We start from the raw sequence: 19,126 nt of genomic DNA, 5'->3' as shown, positions 1-19,126 counted from the left end.
AACATGGCTGCAGCGAAAAAAAATACGATCAAAATCAAGCAGGTCGGGTCGCCGATCCGCCGCAAGCCGGATCAGCGCGCAACGTTGATCGGCCTTGGCCTTAACAAGATGAACAAGACGGTTGAACGCGAAGACACGCCCGCTGTGCGCGGCATGATCAGCAAGGTTCAGCATATGGTCGAAATTCAGGACAGCTAAACACACGCCTCCGCCCGGAGGCGATAGCGCGAACCAAGCGAAAGCGAGTGCAGACAATGAAACTCAACGATCTCAGAGACAATAAAGGCGCCCGCAAGGAGCGCACCCGCGTCGGTCGCGGTATCGGTTCCGGCAAAGGTAAGACCGGCGGCCGTGGCATCAAGGGCCAGAAAAGCCGCTCGGGCGTAGCCATCAAGGGTTTCGAGGGCGGCCAGATGCCGCTCCACATGCGTCTTCCGAAGCGTGGCTTCAACAATCCGTTCGGCAAGGACTATGCCATCGTCAATGTCGGCGCGGTCCAGAAAGCCATCGACGAGAAGAAGATCGACGCCAAGAAAACTGTCGACCAGGCTGCTCTGAAAGCGGCGGGCCTTGTGCGCGGCGGGAAAGACGGCGTGCGCCTGCTCGGCAAGGGCGAGATCTCGGCCAAGGCGAATTTCGCCGTAGCCGGTGCCTCCAAGGGCGCGGTCGAAGCTGTCGAAAAGTCTGGCGGCAAAATTGAAATGCTGGCTCCGACCAATGTCGAGGTGAAAGCAGCCAAGGCTGAAAAGACCGAAACCAAAAAGGCAGCCAAGGCGAAGAAATAGTTCCATCGTCACCCCGGAGCTGAGCCGGGGGTCCAGGGCGGCGTGCGATATTGTCTATGGCCCTGGTTTCCGGATCTATGCCGGGATGACGGTTGAAGTAACAATCGAGCGGGCCTTGCTGTTTGGCACTCCCGTTCCGATATAACGGTCTTCGCGGATCGGGGATGGGATAGACGATGGCAAGCAACGCCAATGCCGGAGCAGGGCTCAATCTGGGAAAATTCGCCCAGGCTACGGAGCTACGCCAGCGGATCTGGTTCACCCTTGGTGCGCTGATTATTTTCCGGCTGCTCAGCTTCGTGCCGCTGCCGGGCATCGATCCCGTTGCCCTCCAGCAAGTCGTTTCGACTATGCAGGATAACACCGGCGGCGGCGGTATTCTCAATGTCTTCAACACATTCTCGGGCGGTTCGCTGGAGCGGATGAGCATCATCGCGCTCGGCATCATGCCCTATATTACCGCGTCGATCGTCGTACAGATGGCCGCAGCGCTTTCCCCCACGCTCAACGCGATCAAGAAGGAAGGCGAAAGCGGGCGCAAGAAGCTCAACCAGTATACGCGCTACGGCACCGTCGGTCTGACTATCGTTCAGGGTTATTTCCTCGTCGTCGGTCTGGAAACCATGGGCGCGGCCCAGGGCGTCCAGGTGGTTGTCAGCGACAGCATGATGCTGTTCCGCCTCGGCGCCGTGGTCAGCCTTGTCGGCGGTACGATGTTCCTGATGTGGCTTGGCGAGCAGATCACGTCGCGTGGCATCGGCAACGGTATTTCGCTGATCATCATGGCGGGCATTGTCGCCCAGATGCCGACCGAACTGATACAGCTGTTCGCATCGGGCCAGACTGGCGCGATCCCCACCGGCTATGTCGTTGGTTTCCTGCTTCTCTTCATCGGCCTGATTTTCGGCATCTGCTTTATGGAACGCGCCCAGCGCCGCGTTCTGATCCAGTATCCGAAGCGCGCCCAGCAGCGCGGCGGCATGACGCAGGAGAAATCGCATCTCCCGCTCAAGATCAATACGGCCGGCGTTATCCCGCCGATCTTCGCGTCATCGCTGCTGCTGATGCCGCTGACCGTGGCGCAGTTCATGTCGGGCGGGGTCACCGATACGAGCGGCACGGGCAACGAGCTTCTGCTGACGATCACCAACGCGCTGGGCCGCGGCGGTTCGCTCTATCTGCTGCTTTATGCCAGCCTTATCGCCTTTTTCTGCTTCTTCTACACGGCGGTTGTGTTCAACCCCGAAGAAACCGCGGACAATCTGAAACGCTATGGCGGCTTCGTTCCGGGCATCCGCCCGGGTGAACGGACTGCGGAATATCTCGATTATGTACTGACCCGAATCACTGTGGTTGGCGCAATCTATCTGGTTACCATCTGCCTGATTCCGGAATTCCTCTCGACCCAGGTCGGCATCCAGGCCTTTGTGCTTGGCGGAACCAGTTTGCTTATTGTCGTCAACGTCACCATTGATACTGTCAGTCAGATCCAGAGCCACTTGCTTGCGCACCAATATGGTGACCTGATCAAGAAGGCGAAACTGAAGGGCGGGGGACAGCGTCGGTGAATATAATTTTGTTGGGCCCGCCTGGTGCGGGTAAAGGCACCCAAGCGTCCAAGCTCGAAGACGAGCGCGGCATGGTCCAACTTTCCACCGGCGATATGCTTCGCGCCGCCGTGGCTGCGGAGACTCCGATCGGCCTCAAGGCGAAAGACGTTATGGCGCGCGGCGATCTCGTTTCCGACGAAATCGTCACCGGCATCCTCTCCGACCGGCTCGATGCGGACGATGTGAAGCAGGGTTTCATCCTTGATGGCTATCCGCGCACCGAGGCGCAGGCGCATTCGCTGGACGCGCTGCTCGCCGAAAAGGGCATGAAACTCGATCATGTTGTTGAACTTGTCGTAGACGAGGATGCGCTGGTCGAGCGGATCACCGGCCGCTTCACCTGCGCCAAGTGCGGCGAAGGCTATCACGACACGTTCAAGCTGCCCAAGGTTGCCGGCGTTTGCGATGAATGCGGCTCGACCGAATTCAAGCGGCGCCCGGACGACAATGCCGAAACGGTGCGCACCCGGATGGAAGAGTATCGCACCAAGACCGCGCCGATCATCCCGCACTACGAGCCGAAGGGCCTTGTCCGCCGGGTCGATGGCATGGCGGATATCGAAGCGGTCAGCGATTCGATCGATGCGGTTCTCGACGCGGGTTGAGCCCTGTCGGACCGGGGCCGTGCGCCGGCCCTCGCACAATTGAAAATCTTCGCTATGCTTACCCTTTCCTAGCGAGGGGGAAGCGATGACCGTCCGAGTGAGTGTGATCCTGGCGGCGTACGTCGTTGCGGCGCCATCGCCCGCCGAAGTGACGCTGTCGGACACCGGGTTCACTGCAACCAACAGCGCCGCCGTATCGGCCCGGCCGGCAGATGTCTGGGCGGCCCTGATCAATCCGGTGCTCTATTGGAACCCGAACCATAGCTGGTTTGGCGATGCCTCCGGCTTTTCGCTCGATCCGGTCGCCGGGGGTTGTTTCTGCGAGAGCAATGGCGACGGCGGCAGTGCAGAGCATATGCGCGTGGTGATGGTGCAACCGAACCGGACACTGCGGCTGTCGGGCGCGCTCGGCCCTCTGCAGGGCGAAGGGCTGGCCGGCGTTCTGACCTGGCAGCTTGACGAGATCGAAGGGGGGACCCGTGTCACCCAGACCTATTCGGTGGGAGGGCATATGCAGTTTGATCGCGAAGAACTGGCCCCGGTCGTGGATGGTGTCGTTCGCGAACAGCTGGAACGGCTTACCGCGCTTTTCCCGAGCGATTGATGAGCTGGTCACGCCATTCGGGTCTGCTACACTGATTTCCGAACCGGGCTCGAATCGTCCGGCGGGGCGCGCTTGGTATTTTAACGGGGGAAGAGATTATGGCAGTTGGCGATCATGTAGATCTTGAAGGCTTCATGGCTGGCGTCGAGAAGCGCAATCCGGGGCAGGTGGAGTTCATCCAGGCGGTTCGCGAAGTCGCGCAGGACATTTTCGAATTCATCGAAGACAAGGAAGAATATCACGAGGCGCAGATTCTGCGCCGGATCGCCGAGCCCGACCGGGTTGTCTCTTTCCGGGTCTGCTGGGAAGACGATAATCACTGCATCCGGGTCCAGCGCGGGTGGCGCGTCCAGAACAACAATGCGATCGGCCCCTATAAGGGCGGGATCCGCTTCCACCCTTCGGTTACAGAAAGCGTGCTCAAATTCCTCGCTTTCGAGCAGACTTTCAAGAATTCTCTGACCGGCCTGCCCATGGGCGGCGGCAAGGGAGGATCCAACTTCAATCCCAAGGGCAAGTCGGACAGCGAAGTGATGCGATTCTGCCAGTCCTTCATGACCGAACTCTATCGCCATATCGGCCCGGACACGGATGTGCCGGCCGGCGATATCGGCGTGGGCGGGCGCGAGATCGGCTATATGTTCGGCCAGTATAAACGGATCACCAATCGCTGGGAGGGCGTCCTCACTGGCAAGGCCCGCGAATATGGCGGCTCTGCCATGCGGCCCGAAGCGACCGGCTATGGCGCGGTGATCTTCCTCCAGAACATGCTCAAGCATCAGGGGCAGGATGTCGAAGGCAAGACGGCGGTGATTTCGGGCTCAGGCAATGTCGCGACCCATGCCGCGGAAAAGATCGCCCAGCTGGGCGGCAAGGTGCTGACCCTTTCTGACAGCGGCGGGTTCATTCACGATCCCGACGGTATCGACCAGGAGAAGATCGACTGGGTCAAGGAGCACAAAACCCATCGCCGCGGCCGGATCAGCGAATATGCCGACACGTTCCCGAATGCCTCTTTCCATGAAGGCGCGCGCCCCTGGGGTGTGGCATGCGATCTGGCGCTGCCCTGTGCGACCCAGAACGAACTGAACGGCGAAGAGGCGAAGACGCTTGTCGACAACGGCGTGATCGCGGTTTCCGAAGGCGCGAACATGCCGACCACGCTGGAAGGCGTGGATATCTTCCACGACGCGCATATCATGTATGCGCCGGGCAAGGCGGCCAATGCCGGCGGCGTTGCGGTTTCCGGTCTCGAGATGAGCCAGAATTCCGAGCGGGTGTCCTGGAACACCGACCGGCTCGGCGATCTGCTGCAGGATATCATGACGGATATCCACGCCCAATGCGCGCAATATGGCGGCGGAGAGGGCGATAATTATGTCAATTATGTCAAAGGCGCGAACATCGCCGGCTTCAAGAAGGTCGCCGATGCGATGCTGGCCTTCGGCGTCGTCTAAGAGCATTTATGCCCGCGGGCTATTCGGGAACACCGCTGGCGAAGAAGCTCGGCTTCGGGGACGGGGCGACCGTCTGGCAGCGCGGCGTTCCCGATAGCGTGCGGGCGACAATTGACGGCCAGGCGGATGTGATATGGGAAGCGGGCGATATCCGATCTCCCGTTGCCGCGCATATCTTTGCTACCGAACGTGCCGAGATGGAGGAGCTGCTTCGGGTCTTGCGAAGCAACATGGCACAGCATGGCTTTGTTTGGATGTCCTGGCCGAAAAAGGCTTCGAAAGTCCCGACGGATATTACTGAGGATGTGATCCGCACGGTCGCGCTGCCCATGGGGTTCGTGGATATCAAGGTTTGCGCCGTCGATGAAATCTGGTCGGGCCTGAAACTCGTGATCCGCAAAGAGCTGCGCAGGTGACCCTGCGTGTAACCCGATGCGCCTGGGGTCCGAACCGGTCGTCATCGGCACATCTTCTGCCGCGGAGGCTGCAATGATCGAAGCAATCAATACATGGTTTCTGAGCCTGGGCGCGGATTATGGGGTCAATCCCTATATCTTCGGCGGCATCTATGTGGGGGCAATTCCCTTCTTCCTGGCCACTGTCGGGTGGATGGTTCGCCGGAAACGCCAGGGCCTGCCGATCACCTTCCAGCTTATCATCGCCGGCTTCCTGGCGATGTCCGCCTATATCTACCTTATCCTTGCCGGTCAGAATCTGGCCTGGTGGGTTTATGCGATAATCGCGCTGCTGGTGCTCTACTCCATCTGGTCGCTGATCAAGAAAGCGCGCGAGCCGGCTGCCGAACCGAACATGTAGCGCGCCGCCACGTCAAAGAGATTGCGCGGGGTGGCAGGAACGCGGTAGTTGCGTTTGGTGGAAATAAAGAAACGCATTGGTCGCAAACGGCTCAGGGAACCGGTCGAGATCGGATGGTGCGAGCTGGTCGATTTGCCCGATCTCGGGCTGTTCGGCATGCATGCGAAGATCGATACCGGCGCACGTACTTCGTCGATCCATGCTACGCGCATCCGGACCTTTGAACGGGATGGCGAGGAATGGGTCCGTTTTCATTCGCCGCGCTCGGCAGGCCATGGCCCGCAGGATTGCGAAGCGCGGCTGATCGAACGGCGGCTTGTTACCAGCTCGAACGGTAGCCGGCAAAACCGCTACGTCATAGGGACGACGGCCCGGCTCGGTCCATTGACCTGGCAGGCCCAGATAACGCTTGCGAATCGCGCGACAATGGCGTTTCCGGTTTTGGTCGGACGCCGAGCATTGAAACGCGGTTTTCTCGTCAACAGCGGCAAGAGATGGTTGCTCGGCAAACCACCCAAAGAGGAAGGCCTGTCATGAAAATCGCAATGCTAGCGCGTAACCCCAAGCTCTATTCGCACCAGCGCCTGGTTGAGGCGGCGGAGGAGCGCGGCCATACGATGCATATCCTGAATACCCTGCGCTGCACGATGAACATTACGTCGCACCGGCCGTCGATCCTTTACAATGGCGAGACGCTGACCGGTTTCGATGCGGTGATCCCGCGGATCGGCGCATCGATCACCCATTACGGTCTTGCCGTGCTGCGCCAGTTCGAGATGATGGGAGTTTGGCCGCTCAACGAAAGCGTCGCGGTGGGGCGCTCGCGGGACAAGCTGCGCTCGATGCAGATTTTTGCCAAACACGGCCTTGGCCTTCCGGTCACCGCCTTCGCGCATGATCCCAAACAAACTGACGAAGTACTCAAGATTGTCGGCGGCGCTCCGGCGGTGATCAAGCTTCTGGAAGGGACGCAGGGCATTGGCGTCGTGCTCGGCGAAACCGCCAACTCCGCCAAATCCGTGATCGAAGCTTTTCGCGGCCTGAACGTCAACATCCTGGTGCAGGAATTCATCAAGGAAGCCGGATCCAGCGATATCCGGATTTTCGTCGTCGGCGGCAAGGTCGTCGCCGCGATGATGCGCACCGGGGCGGAAGGCGATTTTCGCTCCAACCTCCATCGCGGCGGTACGGCGAAGATGGTCAAGATTACGCCGGAGGAACGCTCGACGGCAGTGCGGGCGGCCAAGGTGATGGGGCTCAATGTCGCCGGCGTGGACATATTGCGCGCCAATCACGGGCCGGTGATCATGGAGGTGAATAGCTCGCCAGGGCTTGAGGGCATCGAAAATGCGACAGGCAAGGATGTTGCCGGCATGATTATCGAATTTATCGAAGCCAAGGCGAAGCCGGGCAACACCAAGACGCGCGGCAAGGGATAACAGGCCTGCCGCCTAGAGAAGTTCGTCCTCGTCGAGCATCACATCAGACAGGATCGTATCGGTGATTTCGTCGACCCGGTCGGCGACCGTGTCGAACCGCTTGACCTCGGCGATATGGATCAGCGCATCGCCCTGATTGACGATCGGCAGAGTGGAATGGCCGATTATGATGCCGTCGATGGGGCTGCGCACGATTTCTTCCTCGTCGCCGGCCGGATCACCCACCTTTGCCAGGGCCTGGTCTTGCGACACGATCGTGCCGGCATGGGCCGTCAGATTGGCGATACCGCCGCGCGGCGCCCGAACCCAGGTGCTGCGCGTCGAACGTGCTGGCGTCGGCAGCTGTTTTTCCAGTCGTTTCGAATGGATCATCCCCATCGCGCACATGACCCGCATGACCCCGTTAACGCCTGTCCGGATCGAAAAATCGTCAAAGCGCAGTCCTTCTCCCGCTTCATACAGCAACATTTCGACACCGGCATCGAGGGCAACCTTGCGCAACGATTTTTCGCGCAAAGCTGATGTGATGACGGCGGGTGCGCCGAACGCGAAAGCCATTTCTTCGGATCTGGCGCAATCGGCGCTGATCCGAATCTGTGGCAGGTTCATCCGGTGGACGGCGGCGGAATGCAGGTCGATGCCGAAATCGCTGCGTTCAATGATCTCCGTACGAAACAGATGGGCAAGCTGCCCGGCCAGTGACCCGTTCGGCGAACCCGGAAAGGAACGGTTGAGATCGCGACGATCCGGCAGGTAGCGGCTGTTGCCGACAAATCCGTACACATTGACGATCGGGACGCAGAGCAATGTGCCTGCCAGCGTCTTGGGCGATATCTTCTTGAGCAGCCGGCGGACGATCTCGACGCCGGTAATTTCGTCGCCATGGACGGCAGCGCTGACGAACAGTACGGGCCCCGGCTTCCGGCCGTGAACGATGCGCACGGGCAGAGACACTTCATTGCCGGACGAGACCCGGCTGATTGGCAACTCGAAGGCGCGCAGGCTGCCGGGAGCGACACTATCGCCTGCAAATTCAAAGGGGCTGGCCGTGTCGGAGTATGGATGGGGTTTCGATTGTTCGGTCATGGGCGATCCTTAAGGCGCAACGGTCTAGCCGGGAACGGGAATTCCCGCCAGCAAGCTTGACACAACAGGGCGAAATTCCTATTTCACCCCCACTCCGAAGACACCGGTCTACCCGGCGGCGCGATTCGTGCGTCCGTCGGGTTCGTTCGTTTTCGGTTCATGAAGCTTTGAGATGGGCAGCTAGCCAAGCGGCCCGTGGAGCAGGAGAAACATAACGTGGCACGTATCGCAGGGGTCAATATTCCGACCCACAAGCGCGTCGAAATCGCGCTAACCTATATCCATGGCATTGGTCCGACAACGGCCACCAAGCTGACGGAGCAACTCGGCATTCCTTCCGAACGCCGCGTCCAGGACCTGACCGACGCCGAAGTCGTTCAGATTCGCGAGGCGATTGATAACGATCTTACCGTTGAGGGCGATCTTCGCCGCGAAACGGCGATGAACATCAAGCGTCTCATGGACCTTGCCTGCTATCGCGGGCTGCGTCATCGCAAGGGCCTCCCGGTCCGCGGCCAACGCACGCACACCAATGCGCGCACCCGCAAGGGCAAGGCCAAGCCGATCGCCGGCAAGAAAAAGTAGCGAATGTTTTGCGCGCCGCATGAGCGGCCGCGCGAAGCGTTCTTCCAGGATATTTAGGTAGGAATTGAAACCATGGCTCGCGAACCACAACGGGTAAAGCGCCGTCAAAAAAAGAACATCACATCGGGCGTGGCCCATGTGAATGCGACCTTCAACAACACGCTCATCACCATCACCGATGCCCAGGGTAATGCCATCAGCTGGTCCTCGGCCGGGATGATGGGCTTCAAGGGCAGCCGCAAGTCGACGCCTTATGCTGCGCAGGTTGCCGCAGAAGACGCCGGCAAAAAGGCCCAGGAACATGGCGTACGCACGCTGGAAGTTGAAGTGAAGGGCCCGGGCTCGGGCCGTGAATCGGCACTGCGCGCACTGCAGGCGGTTGGTTTCACGATCACTTCGATCCGCGACGTAACCTCCATCCCGCATAATGGCGTACGGCCGTCCAAGCGTCGTCGCGTCTGATTGCGTAACGGGAGGCGGTGGGCTCCGCGCTTCCGAAAAAGAACCGTTTTACAGGCAGAGGCCAGCCCCGCCTCCGCCAAGATGCCAAGGGGAATACCGTGTCCGTTAATATGAAAAACTGGCAAGAACTGAAGAAGCCCAACGGTCTTGAAAAGAAGTCGGGTGGCGATGCCACGCGCAAGGCGACCTTTGTTGCTGAACCGCTGGAACGCGGCTTTGGCCTGACGATGGGCAATGCGCTCCGCCGTACGCTTCTGTCGTCGCTGCAGGGCGCCGCGATCACGTCGATCAAGATCGAAAATGTGCTCCACGAATTTTCGTCGCTGGCCGGCGTTCGTGAAGACGTCACCGATATCGTGCTCAACATCAAACAGGTCGCTATCGCGATGGAGTCGGAAGGCACGAAGCGCCTCCAGCTTTCCGCAACCGGCCCGGCCGATGTTAAAGCCGGTGATATCACGACATCGGGCGACATCGAGATCCGCAATCCGGACCTGCTGATCTGCCATCTCGACGAAGGTGCGACGCTCAACATGGAGCTGACCGCCAGCACGGGCAAAGGCTATGTGCCGGCTGCCCAGAACCGTCCGGCCGATGCGCCGATCGGCCTGATTCCGGTCGACAGCCTGTATTCGCCGGTAAGCCAGGTGGCTTACAAGGTCGAGAATACTCGCGTTGGGCAGGAGCTCGATTATGACAAGCTGACACTGACCATCGAGACCGATGGCACGGTGACCCCGGAAGACGCACTCGCCTATGCGGCGCGCATCCTTCAGGACCAGCTGCAGCTTTTCGTGCATTTCGACGAAGAACTGCCAGCACCCACGCAGACGATCGGCGAAGCAGCCTCACCGGGCATGCTCGGCGGCGCATCGGCCGAAGGCGATGCCAACCAGCTCAACCGCTACCTGCTCAAAAAGGTCGACGAACTGGAACTGTCGGTGCGTTCGGCCAACTGCCTCAAGAACGACAATATCATCTATATTGGCGATCTCGTGCAGAAGACCGAAGCCGAAATGCTGCGGACGCCGAATTTCGGTCGCAAGTCACTGAACGAGATCAAGGAAGTCCTTGCCACCATGGGCCTGCGCCTCGGCATGGACATCCCCGGCTGGCCGCCTGAGAATATCGAGGAAATGGCCAAGAAGCTGGAACAGGAACTTCTTGGTTAGGTAAAACGGCACCGGCTCACTCCCCCTCCCGACCTCCCACTCAGTGTATTCTATGGGAGATCGGGAGGGGGAGTGGGCCGGTGCCGAACCCGCCATGAGGCGGGAAAAGAGGTGTTGGGCGGCGACCCTTTTCAACTGCCGCCTGGTCCGGGGTACCTCACACGGCCCCTGAACGAACGAAGGAATGAACCATGCGGCACAGAAAAGCGCATCGTAAACTCAATAAAACATCGAGCCATCGCAAGGCGATGTTTCGCAACATGGCGGCGGGCCTCATCAAGCATGAGCAGATCCTGACGACTTTGCCCAAGGCTAAGGAGCTCAGGCCCTATATCGAGAAGCTGATCACGCTCGCGAAAAAGGGCGGCCTTTCGAATCGCCGCCTCGCCATGTCCCGCCTGATGGACGAAACCCAGCTCAAAAAGCTGTTCGACGTTCTGGGCGAGCGCTATTCTGATCGCAATGGCGGTTATTGCCGGGTCATCAAGGCCGGCTACCGCGCCTCCGACGCCTCGCCGATGGCGGTGATTGAACTTGTCGACCGCGACGAAGACGCGAAGGGCCAGGATTCCGGCCCCGTCGAAATGGCCGAGGACTATGAAGAGGCGATGGCCTGATCGGCTGACTTCACAGCTTCCCATTTCGGGATTTTCTAAAGGGATCGCGGCTGCTAGGCTTGCGGTCCCTTTTGCTTTGAGGTGTCCGATGACCGCTGCCCGATTGCTCCTCCCGCTTGTCTGTCTCGCCGCGCCTACCCTGGCCGGCGCCCAGGGATCCGCACCCATGGAAACACCTCTCACCTATCCCGATACCGAGCGCGGCGATGTTGTCGAGGAGCAGTTCGGGGTGGCGGTTGCCGATCCCTATCGCTGGCTCGAAAACGATGTGCGCGTCGATCCGGCGGTGCGGGATTGGGTGACGGAGCAGAATGCGGTCACCGATGCCTATCTCGAAACGCAGCCGGGGCGCGATGCCATTGCGGCGCGGCTTGCCGAACTGTGGAATTATGAGCGGGTTGGAATCCCAGCAAAGCGCGGCAATCGCTATTTCTACACGCGCAATGACGGGCTGCAGAACCAGTCGGTGCTCTATATGCGCGAAGGCCTGGACGGCGAGCCCCGGATTGTAATCGACCCGAACAGCTGGTCGGAAGATGGTACAACCGCGATGGCGCAATGGGTGCCATCGCCCGATGGCCGCTACATCGCCTATGGCGTCGAGGATGGCGGCACCGACTGGCGGACGATCCGCATACTCGATGTCGAAAGCGGCGAGACGCTGGCAGACGCGGTCGAATGGGCCAAGTTTACCAACATCGCATGGGTCGAGGGCGGAGCCGGATTTGTCTATTCGCGTTTCCCGGCGCCCGAAGCCGAAGGTGAATTCCAGTCGCTCAACATGAACCATGCGATTTACTATCACGCGATCGGCAGCGACCAGTCCGAAGACCGGCTGATCTATGCGACGCCGGACCGCCCTGCACTCAACCATTTTGCCGAGGTGACTGACGACAAGAGATGGCTGCTCATCTATTCGTCCGAAGGCACTGACGATGCCTATGAGATGACGCTGGGCGATCTGACGCAGGACGGTGTGCCCGTTCGGGCGATCATCACCGGGTTCGAGAATAACTGGGACCTGGCCGGGTCATCGGGCGATGCTCTCTATTTCCGCACGAACCGCAATGCACCGCGCGAGCGGATCGTTCGGATGGACGTGTCCGGCGATGCGCCTGTCATCACCGAACTGGTGCCGGAAGACGAAGCGACCCTGGAAGGCGCTTCGCTGGTCGGTAACCGGATCATCGCCACCTATCTTGTCGATGCGCGCAATGAAGCCCGGGTCTTCGACCTTGAGGGCAATCTGGTAAGCACGGTGGACGTGCCGGGTATCGGCAGTCTTGGCGGTTTCCGCGGCGGCCCGGAGGATCCGGAAACCTTTTTCGCCTTTGAAAGCTTTGCCCAGCCGACAACGATTTACCGCTATGACAGCGCAACCGGAGCAACCGATGTTTTTGCGGAACCCGAGGTCGCTTTCGATCCTGCCGATTATACGGTCGAACAGCGTTTCTATGCATCGGCTGACGGGACGCGCATTCCGATGTTCATCGTCCACCGGGCGGATCTCGATCTGGACGAGAGCCGTCCGACTTTGCTCTATGGTTATGGCGGGTTCAACATTTCCCTCACCCCTGAATTCATTCCCGCGCGCGTCCAGTGGATGGAGTCCGGCGGTGTCTTCGTGCTCGCCAATATTCGCGGCGGCGGGGAATATGGTGCGGCCTGGCATGATGCGGGGCGTTTGCAGAACAAGCAGAACGTGTTCGACGATTTTATCGCTGCGGGCGAATTCCTGATCGCCGAGGGCATTACTTCGTCCGACCAGCTGGCCGTTCATGGCCGCTCCAATGGCGGGCTGTTGATCGGCACGGTGGTCAATCAGCGCCCTGACCTGTTCGCTGCTGCCATCCCCCAGGTCGGTGTTATGGACATGCTCCGGTTCAATCGGTTCACGGCGGGTCGCTATTGGGTGGATGATTATGGCCATCCCGACCGGGAAGAGGATTTCCGGACGCTCTACGGTTATTCGCCCTATCACAATATCCCGGAGAGCGGAGATTATCCGGCGATCATCGTACCGACAGCGGATACCGACGACCGCGTCGTCCCGGGGCACAGCTTCAAATATATGGCGGCCCTGCAGCATGCCGAGCTGGGCAACCGGCCTCGCCTGATTCGGATCGAGACGCGCTCGGGCCATGCGTCGGGCGGCGCGGGCAGGCCGACCCGTCAGCTGATTTCCGAATATGCCGACCTGTGGGCGTTTATCGGTTATTGGACTGGAATGGAGGTTCCCGACACCGAATAGCCCGGATATCCGGCATTTTATTGTTCATTAAATCGTGAGTTTATATTAACGACGCCCTACAGGCGAGTTCAGTCGGTGCTCAGAGCGACTCCCCTAAACCGTATGCAGTTCTTCAGGAACTATATGCAGCAAAGGAGCCGCAAACATGAATATTCTTGGAAAAACCCTTATGGGCGCCACCGCAGCGACCGCCCTTGCCGTCGCTGCTCCAGCCCAGGCCCGCGATCGTGATGGCGTTGATGCCGGAGATGTTATTGCAGGCGCATTGATCCTCGGCGGGATCGCTGCGGTTGCCGCTGCCGTTTCCGATGGTAACGATGATAATCGCTATGATCGCCGTTACAGCCGCAATGACGATTATGACCGCCGGTACAATCGTCGCCACCAGGGCCAGCGCATGCGTCCTCGGCGCGCCATTCGCCAGTGTCGCCGCGCCGCCCGGCATGAAGCATCGCGCTATGGCCGTGCGCAGGTAACCGAGATCACCGAAGTCGACCGCCGGCGTGACGGATATCGTATCCGGGGTCGGTTGCTCGTCGAGGAAGGCCGTTATGGGCGCCGGGGCCACTATCGGAATGCCGGATATGACGAAGGCCGTTTCTCCTGCCGGATCCGTTATGGCCGGATCGATCGATTGAGAGTGCGTGGCCTCAACTAGGAAAGGCCGTCGCTAGAAGAAAGGGTGCGGAATCGGCATGGGTTTCGCGCCCTTTTTCATGCCCGTCAGGCGGCCTTGTCCCGGGCCGCGCCGTCCGGCCGGTCGCTTTCATCGCCCAGGCCCAGAACAGCCAGCAATTCCTCCGGACTGCGCATTTCCCGCTCGATCACGCTGCACAGCTCCAGGCCGCCAAAGCCGTTTTCGATTTCGCCCCTGGCGAAGGAGATGCTCTTCTGGCCCAGGGTATAGGAGCCCCGTTTCTCACCGGACTTCTGCAACGGATAATGGGTGCCAAAACTGTCTCCAGCCGAACTGCCGACGATATTGTCATCCTTGTCGAGCAGGAGGAAGCGATCACCTTTGCGGTTATTCTGGTGCAGCATGCCCTGAACGGCGACGAGCGAATTGGCGTACCGACCCCAATCATATTCGAGGTAGAGCGCGCCGATAACATCGCCGCCTTCCAGGCCGTGTTCGCGAACGCCGCAAACGAAAAATACGCATGGCCGGTCATTGCCCTGCGGATTGAGCCAGATTTCATCGGCCGACCACTGATCGGCGCTGGCGGTATGAATGGCGCGTTCGAATTGCGGCTGTCCCTTCAGGTTGAAGGCCATGAATGTGGGGTTTTCCTCGATGCTCAGCTGGATCGTGCCGTCCGTCGAAACGAGAAAGGCGTTGCGGTAGAAATCGGAGAAGGCGAATTGCATGCGCAGCCGTTCGCGCGCGGCAGCCTTTTTTTCCACATCTGCCAGATCCTGCAGAAAAGATCGGATGCTGGGCTCGGTGGCGAGTATTCGTAAATCTATGCTGCGCTCGGAAATACCGCGCAGGGCCAGGTCGTTGAACGCATGGGCGAGGTCGGCAAGCCGGGCACCTTCCAGTTCGTCGACCAGCTCGTCGACGATATCGGTGCTTCGGGAAAGCCGGTCGATAATCGTTTGCCTAAAATCGCTGGCCGCATTCGAGGCGCTGGTGGCAAGCGACTTCACCTCCTGGGCGACGATCGCGAAGCCGCGCCCGGCTTCACCCGAGCGCGCGGCTTCGATCGTGGCGTTGAGCGCGAGCATCTTGGTTTGCTGGGCGATAGCATCGCTGGCGGCGGCATAGCGGCCAGTTTCATCCTCGAGCAGGTCGAGCAGGGCCTTGATACGTCTCGGCATGGAAGCTCCATCAAAGTCGACCGGATCCTTCTAGTTGCCAAAGGCTAATGACCGGTTAACCATGTGCGCGCCCGATTGCTGGACAGGCCCGGCCTGCAAATCTATTGCCCTGTCATGACAATTCAGACCTCTTTTCACGGCGAATCGATCCTGATCGTCGACTTTGGCAGCCAGGTGACGCAGCTGATCGCACGCCGCGTGCGCGAAGCGGGTGTTTACTCCGAAATCGCCCCCTTCAACGCGGCCGAAGAAGCTTTTGCGCGCATGCAGCCCAAGGGCGTTATCCTGTCCGGCAGCCCGGCATCCGTGCCCGATGCGGATAGCCCGCGCGCGCCCGATGTGATCTTTGAGAGCGGCCTGCCGATCCTCGGCATCTGCTACGGCCAGCAGGTCATGACCGAACAGCTTGGCGGGAAGGTGGAAGCCGGCGAAAGCGGCGAATTCGGCCGCGCCTTTATCGAGATTTCCGACGATTGCGTGCTGTTCGACGGGCTTTGGGAAACCGGGGAGCGACACCAGGTCTGGATGAGCCATGGCGACAAGGTGACCCAGTTTGCCGAAGGCTTCCGGATCGTGGCAACCACCGAAGGCGCGCCTTTCGCGCTGATTGCAGACGATGCCCGGCGCTATTACGGCACCCAGTTCCATCCCGAGGTCGTGCACACACCGGATGGCGCAAAGATGATCGCCAATTTCGTCCGCCATGTCTGCGGCTGTGCCGGCGACTGGACGATGGCGGAGTTCAAGGCCGCCAAGATCGCCGAAATCCGCGAACAGGTAGGCGACGGCAAGGTTATTTGCGGGTTATCGGGCGGCGTCGACAGCGCTGTCGCCGCTGTGCTGATCCACGAAGCGATCGGCGACCAGCTGACCTGCGTGTTCGTCGACCATGGCCTCATGCGGCAGGGCGAGGCCGATCAGGTCGTGTCCCTTTTCCGGGGGCATTATCACATGCCGCTCGTCCACCGCGATGTGGAGGAGATGTTCCTCTCCGGGCTGGCAGGGGTCACCGACCCCGAGCTGAAGCGCAAATTTATCGGCAAGACCTTTATCGACGTGTTCGAGGAAGAGGCCAAGGAAGTGGGCGGGGCGGATTTCTTGGCCCAGGGTACACTTTATCCGGACGTGATCGAGAGCGTCAGTTTCACGGGCGGCCCCAGCGTGACCATCAAATCGCACCACAATGTCGGCGGGCTTCCGGAACGCATGAACATGCAACTGGTCGAGCCGCTGCGCGAGCTCTTCAAGGATGAGGTCCGCGAACTCGGGCGCGAACTCGGCCTGCCCGACGCGTTCGTCGGCCGCCATCCGTTCCCGGGCCCCGGCCTTGCGATCCGCATCCCGGGCGAGGTGACCAAGGAGCGCTGCGACATTCTCCGCAAAGCCGATGCGATCTATCTCGAGGAAATCCGCAACGCCGGGCTCTACGACGCGATCTGGCAGGCCTTTGCCGTGCTGCTCCCGGTGAAAACCGTCGGCGTGATGGGCGACGGGCGGACCTACGATAATGTGTGCGGCCTGCGCGCCGTGACCTCGACCGACGGCATGACCGCCGACGTCTATCCCTTCGACGCGAGCTTCCTGACCCGCGTGGCGACGCGGATCGTCAACGAGGTGAAGGGCATCAACCGGGTGGTGTATGATTATACGTCGAAGCCGCCGGGTACGATTGAGTGGGAGTGAGCCAGCCTCGTTTTTGGCTTAAAGCTTTTTGGGGATTTGATCCCGATAATGAAGGTTACCTCGGCTTCACTAACGAGGGCGGTCGTACGCGTCTGCTTGAGAACTACGAACCCGGCGATCTTATTTTGATATATGGCGCGGATAGCGAGCTGACCGCTGCAGAGGAACGTCGACAGGTTCTCGGTATTCTGGAAATCGTTCCAGAACCGATAAAGGATGTGGACCGGATGTCCGAGACCGGGAAGCATCGCAAAGAAGTGAATGGTTGGACAGATCGGTGGACGTATGCCGTGCCGGTAGTCCGAGCATGGCAATTTCGGCAGAAGGTCGGTGTTTCCGATTTATTTCCTGATACTTACACTCATAAAAATGCCAGAGTCCTTGGTTCCTACGGGGTCTTAGTGACCGAACGGGAAGCAAAAAACGTTATGAGCTGGCCAACTCGTCAACTTTCAGTTTACGGGATGACGCCGTTGGCTGAAGGCAATCAAAGTTTTCAACCGTTCGAAGAGCATTGGCAACCAACAAAAGGACCGAAGCCAAGCTTTGGGAAGCGAGAATTCGAAACCGAAGATAAGGGTAGCTTTCTTTATCTGATGAAGTTCGATGGAGATTTGTCTTCTTTCATGGGCGGACGCGCACATGAGTATGTCGGCAAGGGCTTATATAAAGTTGGCCGAACTTCTCATCTTGAGCGCCGTTGCAAAGAGCTGAATTCAGGTTTTCCGCCAGCTTGCGGCAGCCGTTGGAGAGTCATCCAATCATCGCGAAAATTTGAGTCCTCTAATGATGCGGACAATGCAGAGTCAGATCTGAAATCCCTTTTCAAGAAGGAGTTTAGCAGCGTCGGCGGTGAGTTTTTCGTTTGCTCAGAAAAATCTGTCGAAGCGAGGTTCCACGATATTTCGCGACGTCTTGAGTCCATTATCGGCCCGCCGCGACATGAATAACGAGATTTAACTTCGAGTAGCCATGCAACTCCCCCTCGGCCCGGACCCGCGCACCGAAACGCTCCAGCGTACGCATGACCTGTTGATCGCCCATTTCGGCCGGGTGATCCGCCCACCCGAGAAGCGCCGGGATCCGGTCTGGGTGCTGGTGCAGGGCGTGATCGGGGCGCGGACGAAGACGATCCATTCGAACCGCTCGGCCGACCAGCTGCTGGCGCATTTCAGCTCCTGGGAGGCGGTCGCGGCGGCGTCGGAGGCGGAGCTGTTGCGCTTTCTTCAAACCGCGACCTTTCCCGAGCTGATGGCGGAGCGGCTCAAGGCGTGTCTCATGGAGATTGTCGAGCGGCGCGGGGCGGTCACGCTCGATCATCTGCACAATCTGCCCACCGAAGAGGCGATGGACTGGCTCGAAAGTCTGCCGGGCGTCGCGCGAAAGGTGAGCGCCGGTGTGATGAATGCGAGCACGTTCAAGCGCGCCGCGCTCGTTATCGACACCAACCACCGCCGCGTGATCCAGCGCATGGGGCTCGTGCCGGCCAAGGCCGATACCGCGAAGGCGTATGACACGCTGATGCCGATCCTGCCCGAGACGTGGACCCCCGAGCATGTCGACGAGCATCATCTGCTCGTGAAGCGCGTCGGCCAGCGCTTCTGCCGCCCGCAGGAGCGGCATTGCGCGGCATGGCCTGCGCGGCCAGAGTGCCGGACGGGGAGGGTAGAGGATGACGGCCATTGATGAGACGGATATCGCCGCCGCGCAGGATAGCGACCGGGATGCCGTTATTGCCCTGTGGCGCGCCAGCGGTCTGACGCGGCCGTGGAACGATCCGGTGGCCGATTTCCGGCAGGCGGTCGAAAACTCCACGTCCGACATTCTCCTCCTCCACGAAGCCGCGACCCTGATCGCAACCGTGATGACTGGTTTCGACGGGCATCGCGGCTGGGTCTATTATCTCGCTGTCCATCCCGATCATCGCCGAAAAGGGCTGGGCAAGCGGATGATGGCGGCGGCCGAAGCCTGGTTGCGTGCGCGCGGCGCGCCGAAGATCCAGCTGATGGTGCGCAGCGACAATGCGGATGTGATCACCTTTTACGAGGCGCTTGGGCTGGCGCGGCAGGACGTGGTAACGCTCGGCCGCCGGTTCGACCGGAAGGGCTGATTCCGGAGCCGGGGGCGATAGAA

General features: G+C 60.0%; 22 protein-coding genes. 20 read left to right on the top strand and 2 right to left on the bottom strand.

The annotated features are described in order from the left end of the window. The first annotated feature begins 3 nt into the window (after positions 1-3). From rpmD to rimK, 10 genes are all read left to right on the top strand, one after another. The gene (gene rpmD / locus DFR46_RS07460) at positions 4-198 is read left to right on the top strand and encodes a 50S ribosomal protein L30 (RefSeq protein WP_116235873.1); all 195 of its coding nucleotides are present in this window, start codon (positions 4-6) and stop codon (positions 196-198) included. A 56-nt stretch (positions 199-254) separates the two neighbouring features. Beyond that, the gene (gene rplO, locus DFR46_RS07455; protein ID WP_116235872.1) at positions 255-785 is read left to right on the top strand and encodes a 50S ribosomal protein L15; all 531 of its coding nucleotides are present in this window, start codon (positions 255-257) and stop codon (positions 783-785) included. A gap of 176 nt (positions 786-961) precedes the next feature. After that, positions 962-2,353 carry a preprotein translocase subunit SecY gene (gene secY / locus DFR46_RS07450; RefSeq protein ID WP_116235871.1) on the top strand — a complete coding sequence of 464 codons (1,392 nt, stop codon included), beginning with the start codon at positions 962-964 and terminating at the stop codon, positions 2,351-2,353. Next, positions 2,350-3,000, top strand: a complete 651-nt coding sequence (locus DFR46_RS07445) for an adenylate kinase (protein WP_116235870.1) — start codon at positions 2,350-2,352, stop codon at positions 2,998-3,000. Before secY ends, DFR46_RS07445 begins: the two co-directional genes overlap by 4 nt. An 85-nt stretch (positions 3,001-3,085) precedes the next feature. Continuing rightward, positions 3,086-3,604, top strand: a complete 519-nt coding sequence (locus tag DFR46_RS07440; protein ID WP_116235869.1) for an SRPBCC family protein — start codon at positions 3,086-3,088, stop codon at positions 3,602-3,604. 98 nt (positions 3,605-3,702) lie between these two features. Next, positions 3,703-5,061 carry an NADP-specific glutamate dehydrogenase gene (gene gdhA / locus DFR46_RS07435; protein ID WP_116235868.1) on the top strand — a complete coding sequence of 453 codons (1,359 nt, stop codon included), beginning with the start codon at positions 3,703-3,705 and terminating at the stop codon, positions 5,059-5,061. 8 nt (positions 5,062-5,069) lie between these two features. Then, positions 5,070-5,477 (top strand): DUF3052 family protein, encoded by a 408-nt coding sequence (locus DFR46_RS07430; RefSeq protein WP_116235867.1) that lies wholly within the window; start codon positions 5,070-5,072, stop codon positions 5,475-5,477. A 73-nt stretch (positions 5,478-5,550) separates the two neighbouring features. Next, the gene (locus DFR46_RS07425) at positions 5,551-5,877 is read left to right on the top strand and encodes a hypothetical protein (protein WP_116237216.1); all 327 of its coding nucleotides are present in this window, start codon (positions 5,551-5,553) and stop codon (positions 5,875-5,877) included. Positions 5,878-5,934: 57 nt separating this feature from the next. Next, complete coding sequence (locus tag DFR46_RS07420) at positions 5,935-6,414, top strand: ATP-dependent zinc protease family protein (RefSeq protein WP_425453156.1); 480 nt, start codon at positions 5,935-5,937, stop codon at positions 6,412-6,414. After that, positions 6,411-7,316: a 30S ribosomal protein S6--L-glutamate ligase gene (gene rimK, locus DFR46_RS07415; protein WP_116235866.1), complete on the top strand. Its 906-nt coding sequence runs from the start codon at positions 6,411-6,413 to the stop codon at positions 7,314-7,316. Before DFR46_RS07420 ends, rimK begins: the two co-directional genes overlap by 4 nt. A 12-nt stretch (positions 7,317-7,328) precedes the next feature. On the opposite strand, the gene DFR46_RS07410 is transcribed toward rimK, so the two are convergent. Further along, complete coding sequence (locus DFR46_RS07410; RefSeq protein ID WP_116235865.1) at positions 7,329-8,402, bottom strand: succinylglutamate desuccinylase/aspartoacylase family protein; 1,074 nt, start codon at positions 8,400-8,402, stop codon at positions 7,329-7,331. Positions 8,403-8,618: 216 nt separating this feature from the next. Here DFR46_RS07410 and rpsM point away from each other — a divergent pair, with 216 nt between their 5' ends. The 6 genes from rpsM to DFR46_RS07380 all read left to right on the top strand — a co-directional run bounded on the left by rpsM (position 8,619) and on the right by DFR46_RS07380 (position 14,147). Continuing rightward, the gene (gene rpsM / locus DFR46_RS07405; RefSeq protein ID WP_116235864.1) at positions 8,619-8,987 is read left to right on the top strand and encodes a 30S ribosomal protein S13; all 369 of its coding nucleotides are present in this window, start codon (positions 8,619-8,621) and stop codon (positions 8,985-8,987) included. 72 nt (positions 8,988-9,059) lie between these two features. After that, entirely contained in the window at positions 9,060-9,449 is a 390-nt protein-coding gene (gene rpsK, locus DFR46_RS07400) for a 30S ribosomal protein S11 (protein WP_116235863.1), read from the top strand. Between the two features lie 98 nt (positions 9,450-9,547). Next, positions 9,548-10,621, top strand: coding sequence for a DNA-directed RNA polymerase subunit alpha (locus tag DFR46_RS07395; RefSeq protein ID WP_116235862.1), 1,074 nt, complete (start codon positions 9,548-9,550; stop codon positions 10,619-10,621). A gap of 191 nt (positions 10,622-10,812) precedes the next feature. Then, positions 10,813-11,238, top strand: a complete 426-nt coding sequence (rplQ, locus tag DFR46_RS07390) for a 50S ribosomal protein L17 (protein WP_116235861.1) — start codon at positions 10,813-10,815, stop codon at positions 11,236-11,238. Positions 11,239-11,326: 88 nt separating this feature from the next. Beyond that, entirely contained in the window at positions 11,327-13,489 is a 2,163-nt protein-coding gene (locus tag DFR46_RS07385) for a prolyl oligopeptidase family serine peptidase (RefSeq protein ID WP_116235860.1), read from the top strand. Positions 13,490-13,634: 145 nt separating this feature from the next. Next, a complete protein-coding gene (locus tag DFR46_RS07380; RefSeq protein ID WP_116235859.1) occupies positions 13,635-14,147 on the top strand; it encodes a hypothetical protein in 513 nt (170 codons plus the stop codon). A 65-nt stretch (positions 14,148-14,212) separates the two neighbouring features. Here DFR46_RS07380 and DFR46_RS14990 read toward each other — a convergent pair whose 3' ends face one another. Further along, complete coding sequence (locus DFR46_RS14990) at positions 14,213-15,310, bottom strand: methyl-accepting chemotaxis protein (protein WP_116235858.1); 1,098 nt, start codon at positions 15,308-15,310, stop codon at positions 14,213-14,215. A gap of 114 nt (positions 15,311-15,424) precedes the next feature. Between DFR46_RS14990 and guaA the strand changes: the two genes are divergently transcribed. The 4 genes from guaA to DFR46_RS07355 are packed head-to-tail and all read left to right on the top strand — an operon-like array spanning position 15,425 to position 19,103. Then, entirely contained in the window at positions 15,425-16,993 is a 1,569-nt protein-coding gene (gene guaA / locus DFR46_RS07370; protein WP_116235857.1) for a glutamine-hydrolyzing GMP synthase, read from the top strand. Further along, positions 16,990-17,943 carry a GIY-YIG nuclease family protein gene (locus tag DFR46_RS07365; protein WP_162843419.1) on the top strand — a complete coding sequence of 318 codons (954 nt, stop codon included), beginning with the start codon at positions 16,990-16,992 and terminating at the stop codon, positions 17,941-17,943. The genes guaA and DFR46_RS07365 overlap by 4 nt, the downstream gene beginning before the upstream one ends. A 22-nt stretch (positions 17,944-17,965) precedes the next feature. Beyond that, on the top strand, positions 17,966-18,679 hold the full coding sequence (locus DFR46_RS07360; RefSeq protein WP_116235855.1) for an endonuclease III domain-containing protein: 714 nt from the start codon (positions 17,966-17,968) through the stop codon (positions 18,677-18,679). Next, positions 18,666-19,103 (top strand): GNAT family acetyltransferase, encoded by a 438-nt coding sequence (locus DFR46_RS07355; protein WP_116235854.1) that lies wholly within the window; start codon positions 18,666-18,668, stop codon positions 19,101-19,103. Before DFR46_RS07360 ends, DFR46_RS07355 begins: the two co-directional genes overlap by 14 nt. Positions 19,104-19,126 lie beyond the last annotated feature (23 nt).

Source organism: Parasphingopyxis lamellibrachiae (assembly GCF_003385775.1).
Lineage (GTDB): Bacteria > Pseudomonadota > Alphaproteobacteria > Sphingomonadales > Sphingomonadaceae > Parasphingopyxis > Parasphingopyxis lamellibrachiae.
This window is presented reverse-complemented; position numbering and strand designations above follow the sequence as displayed.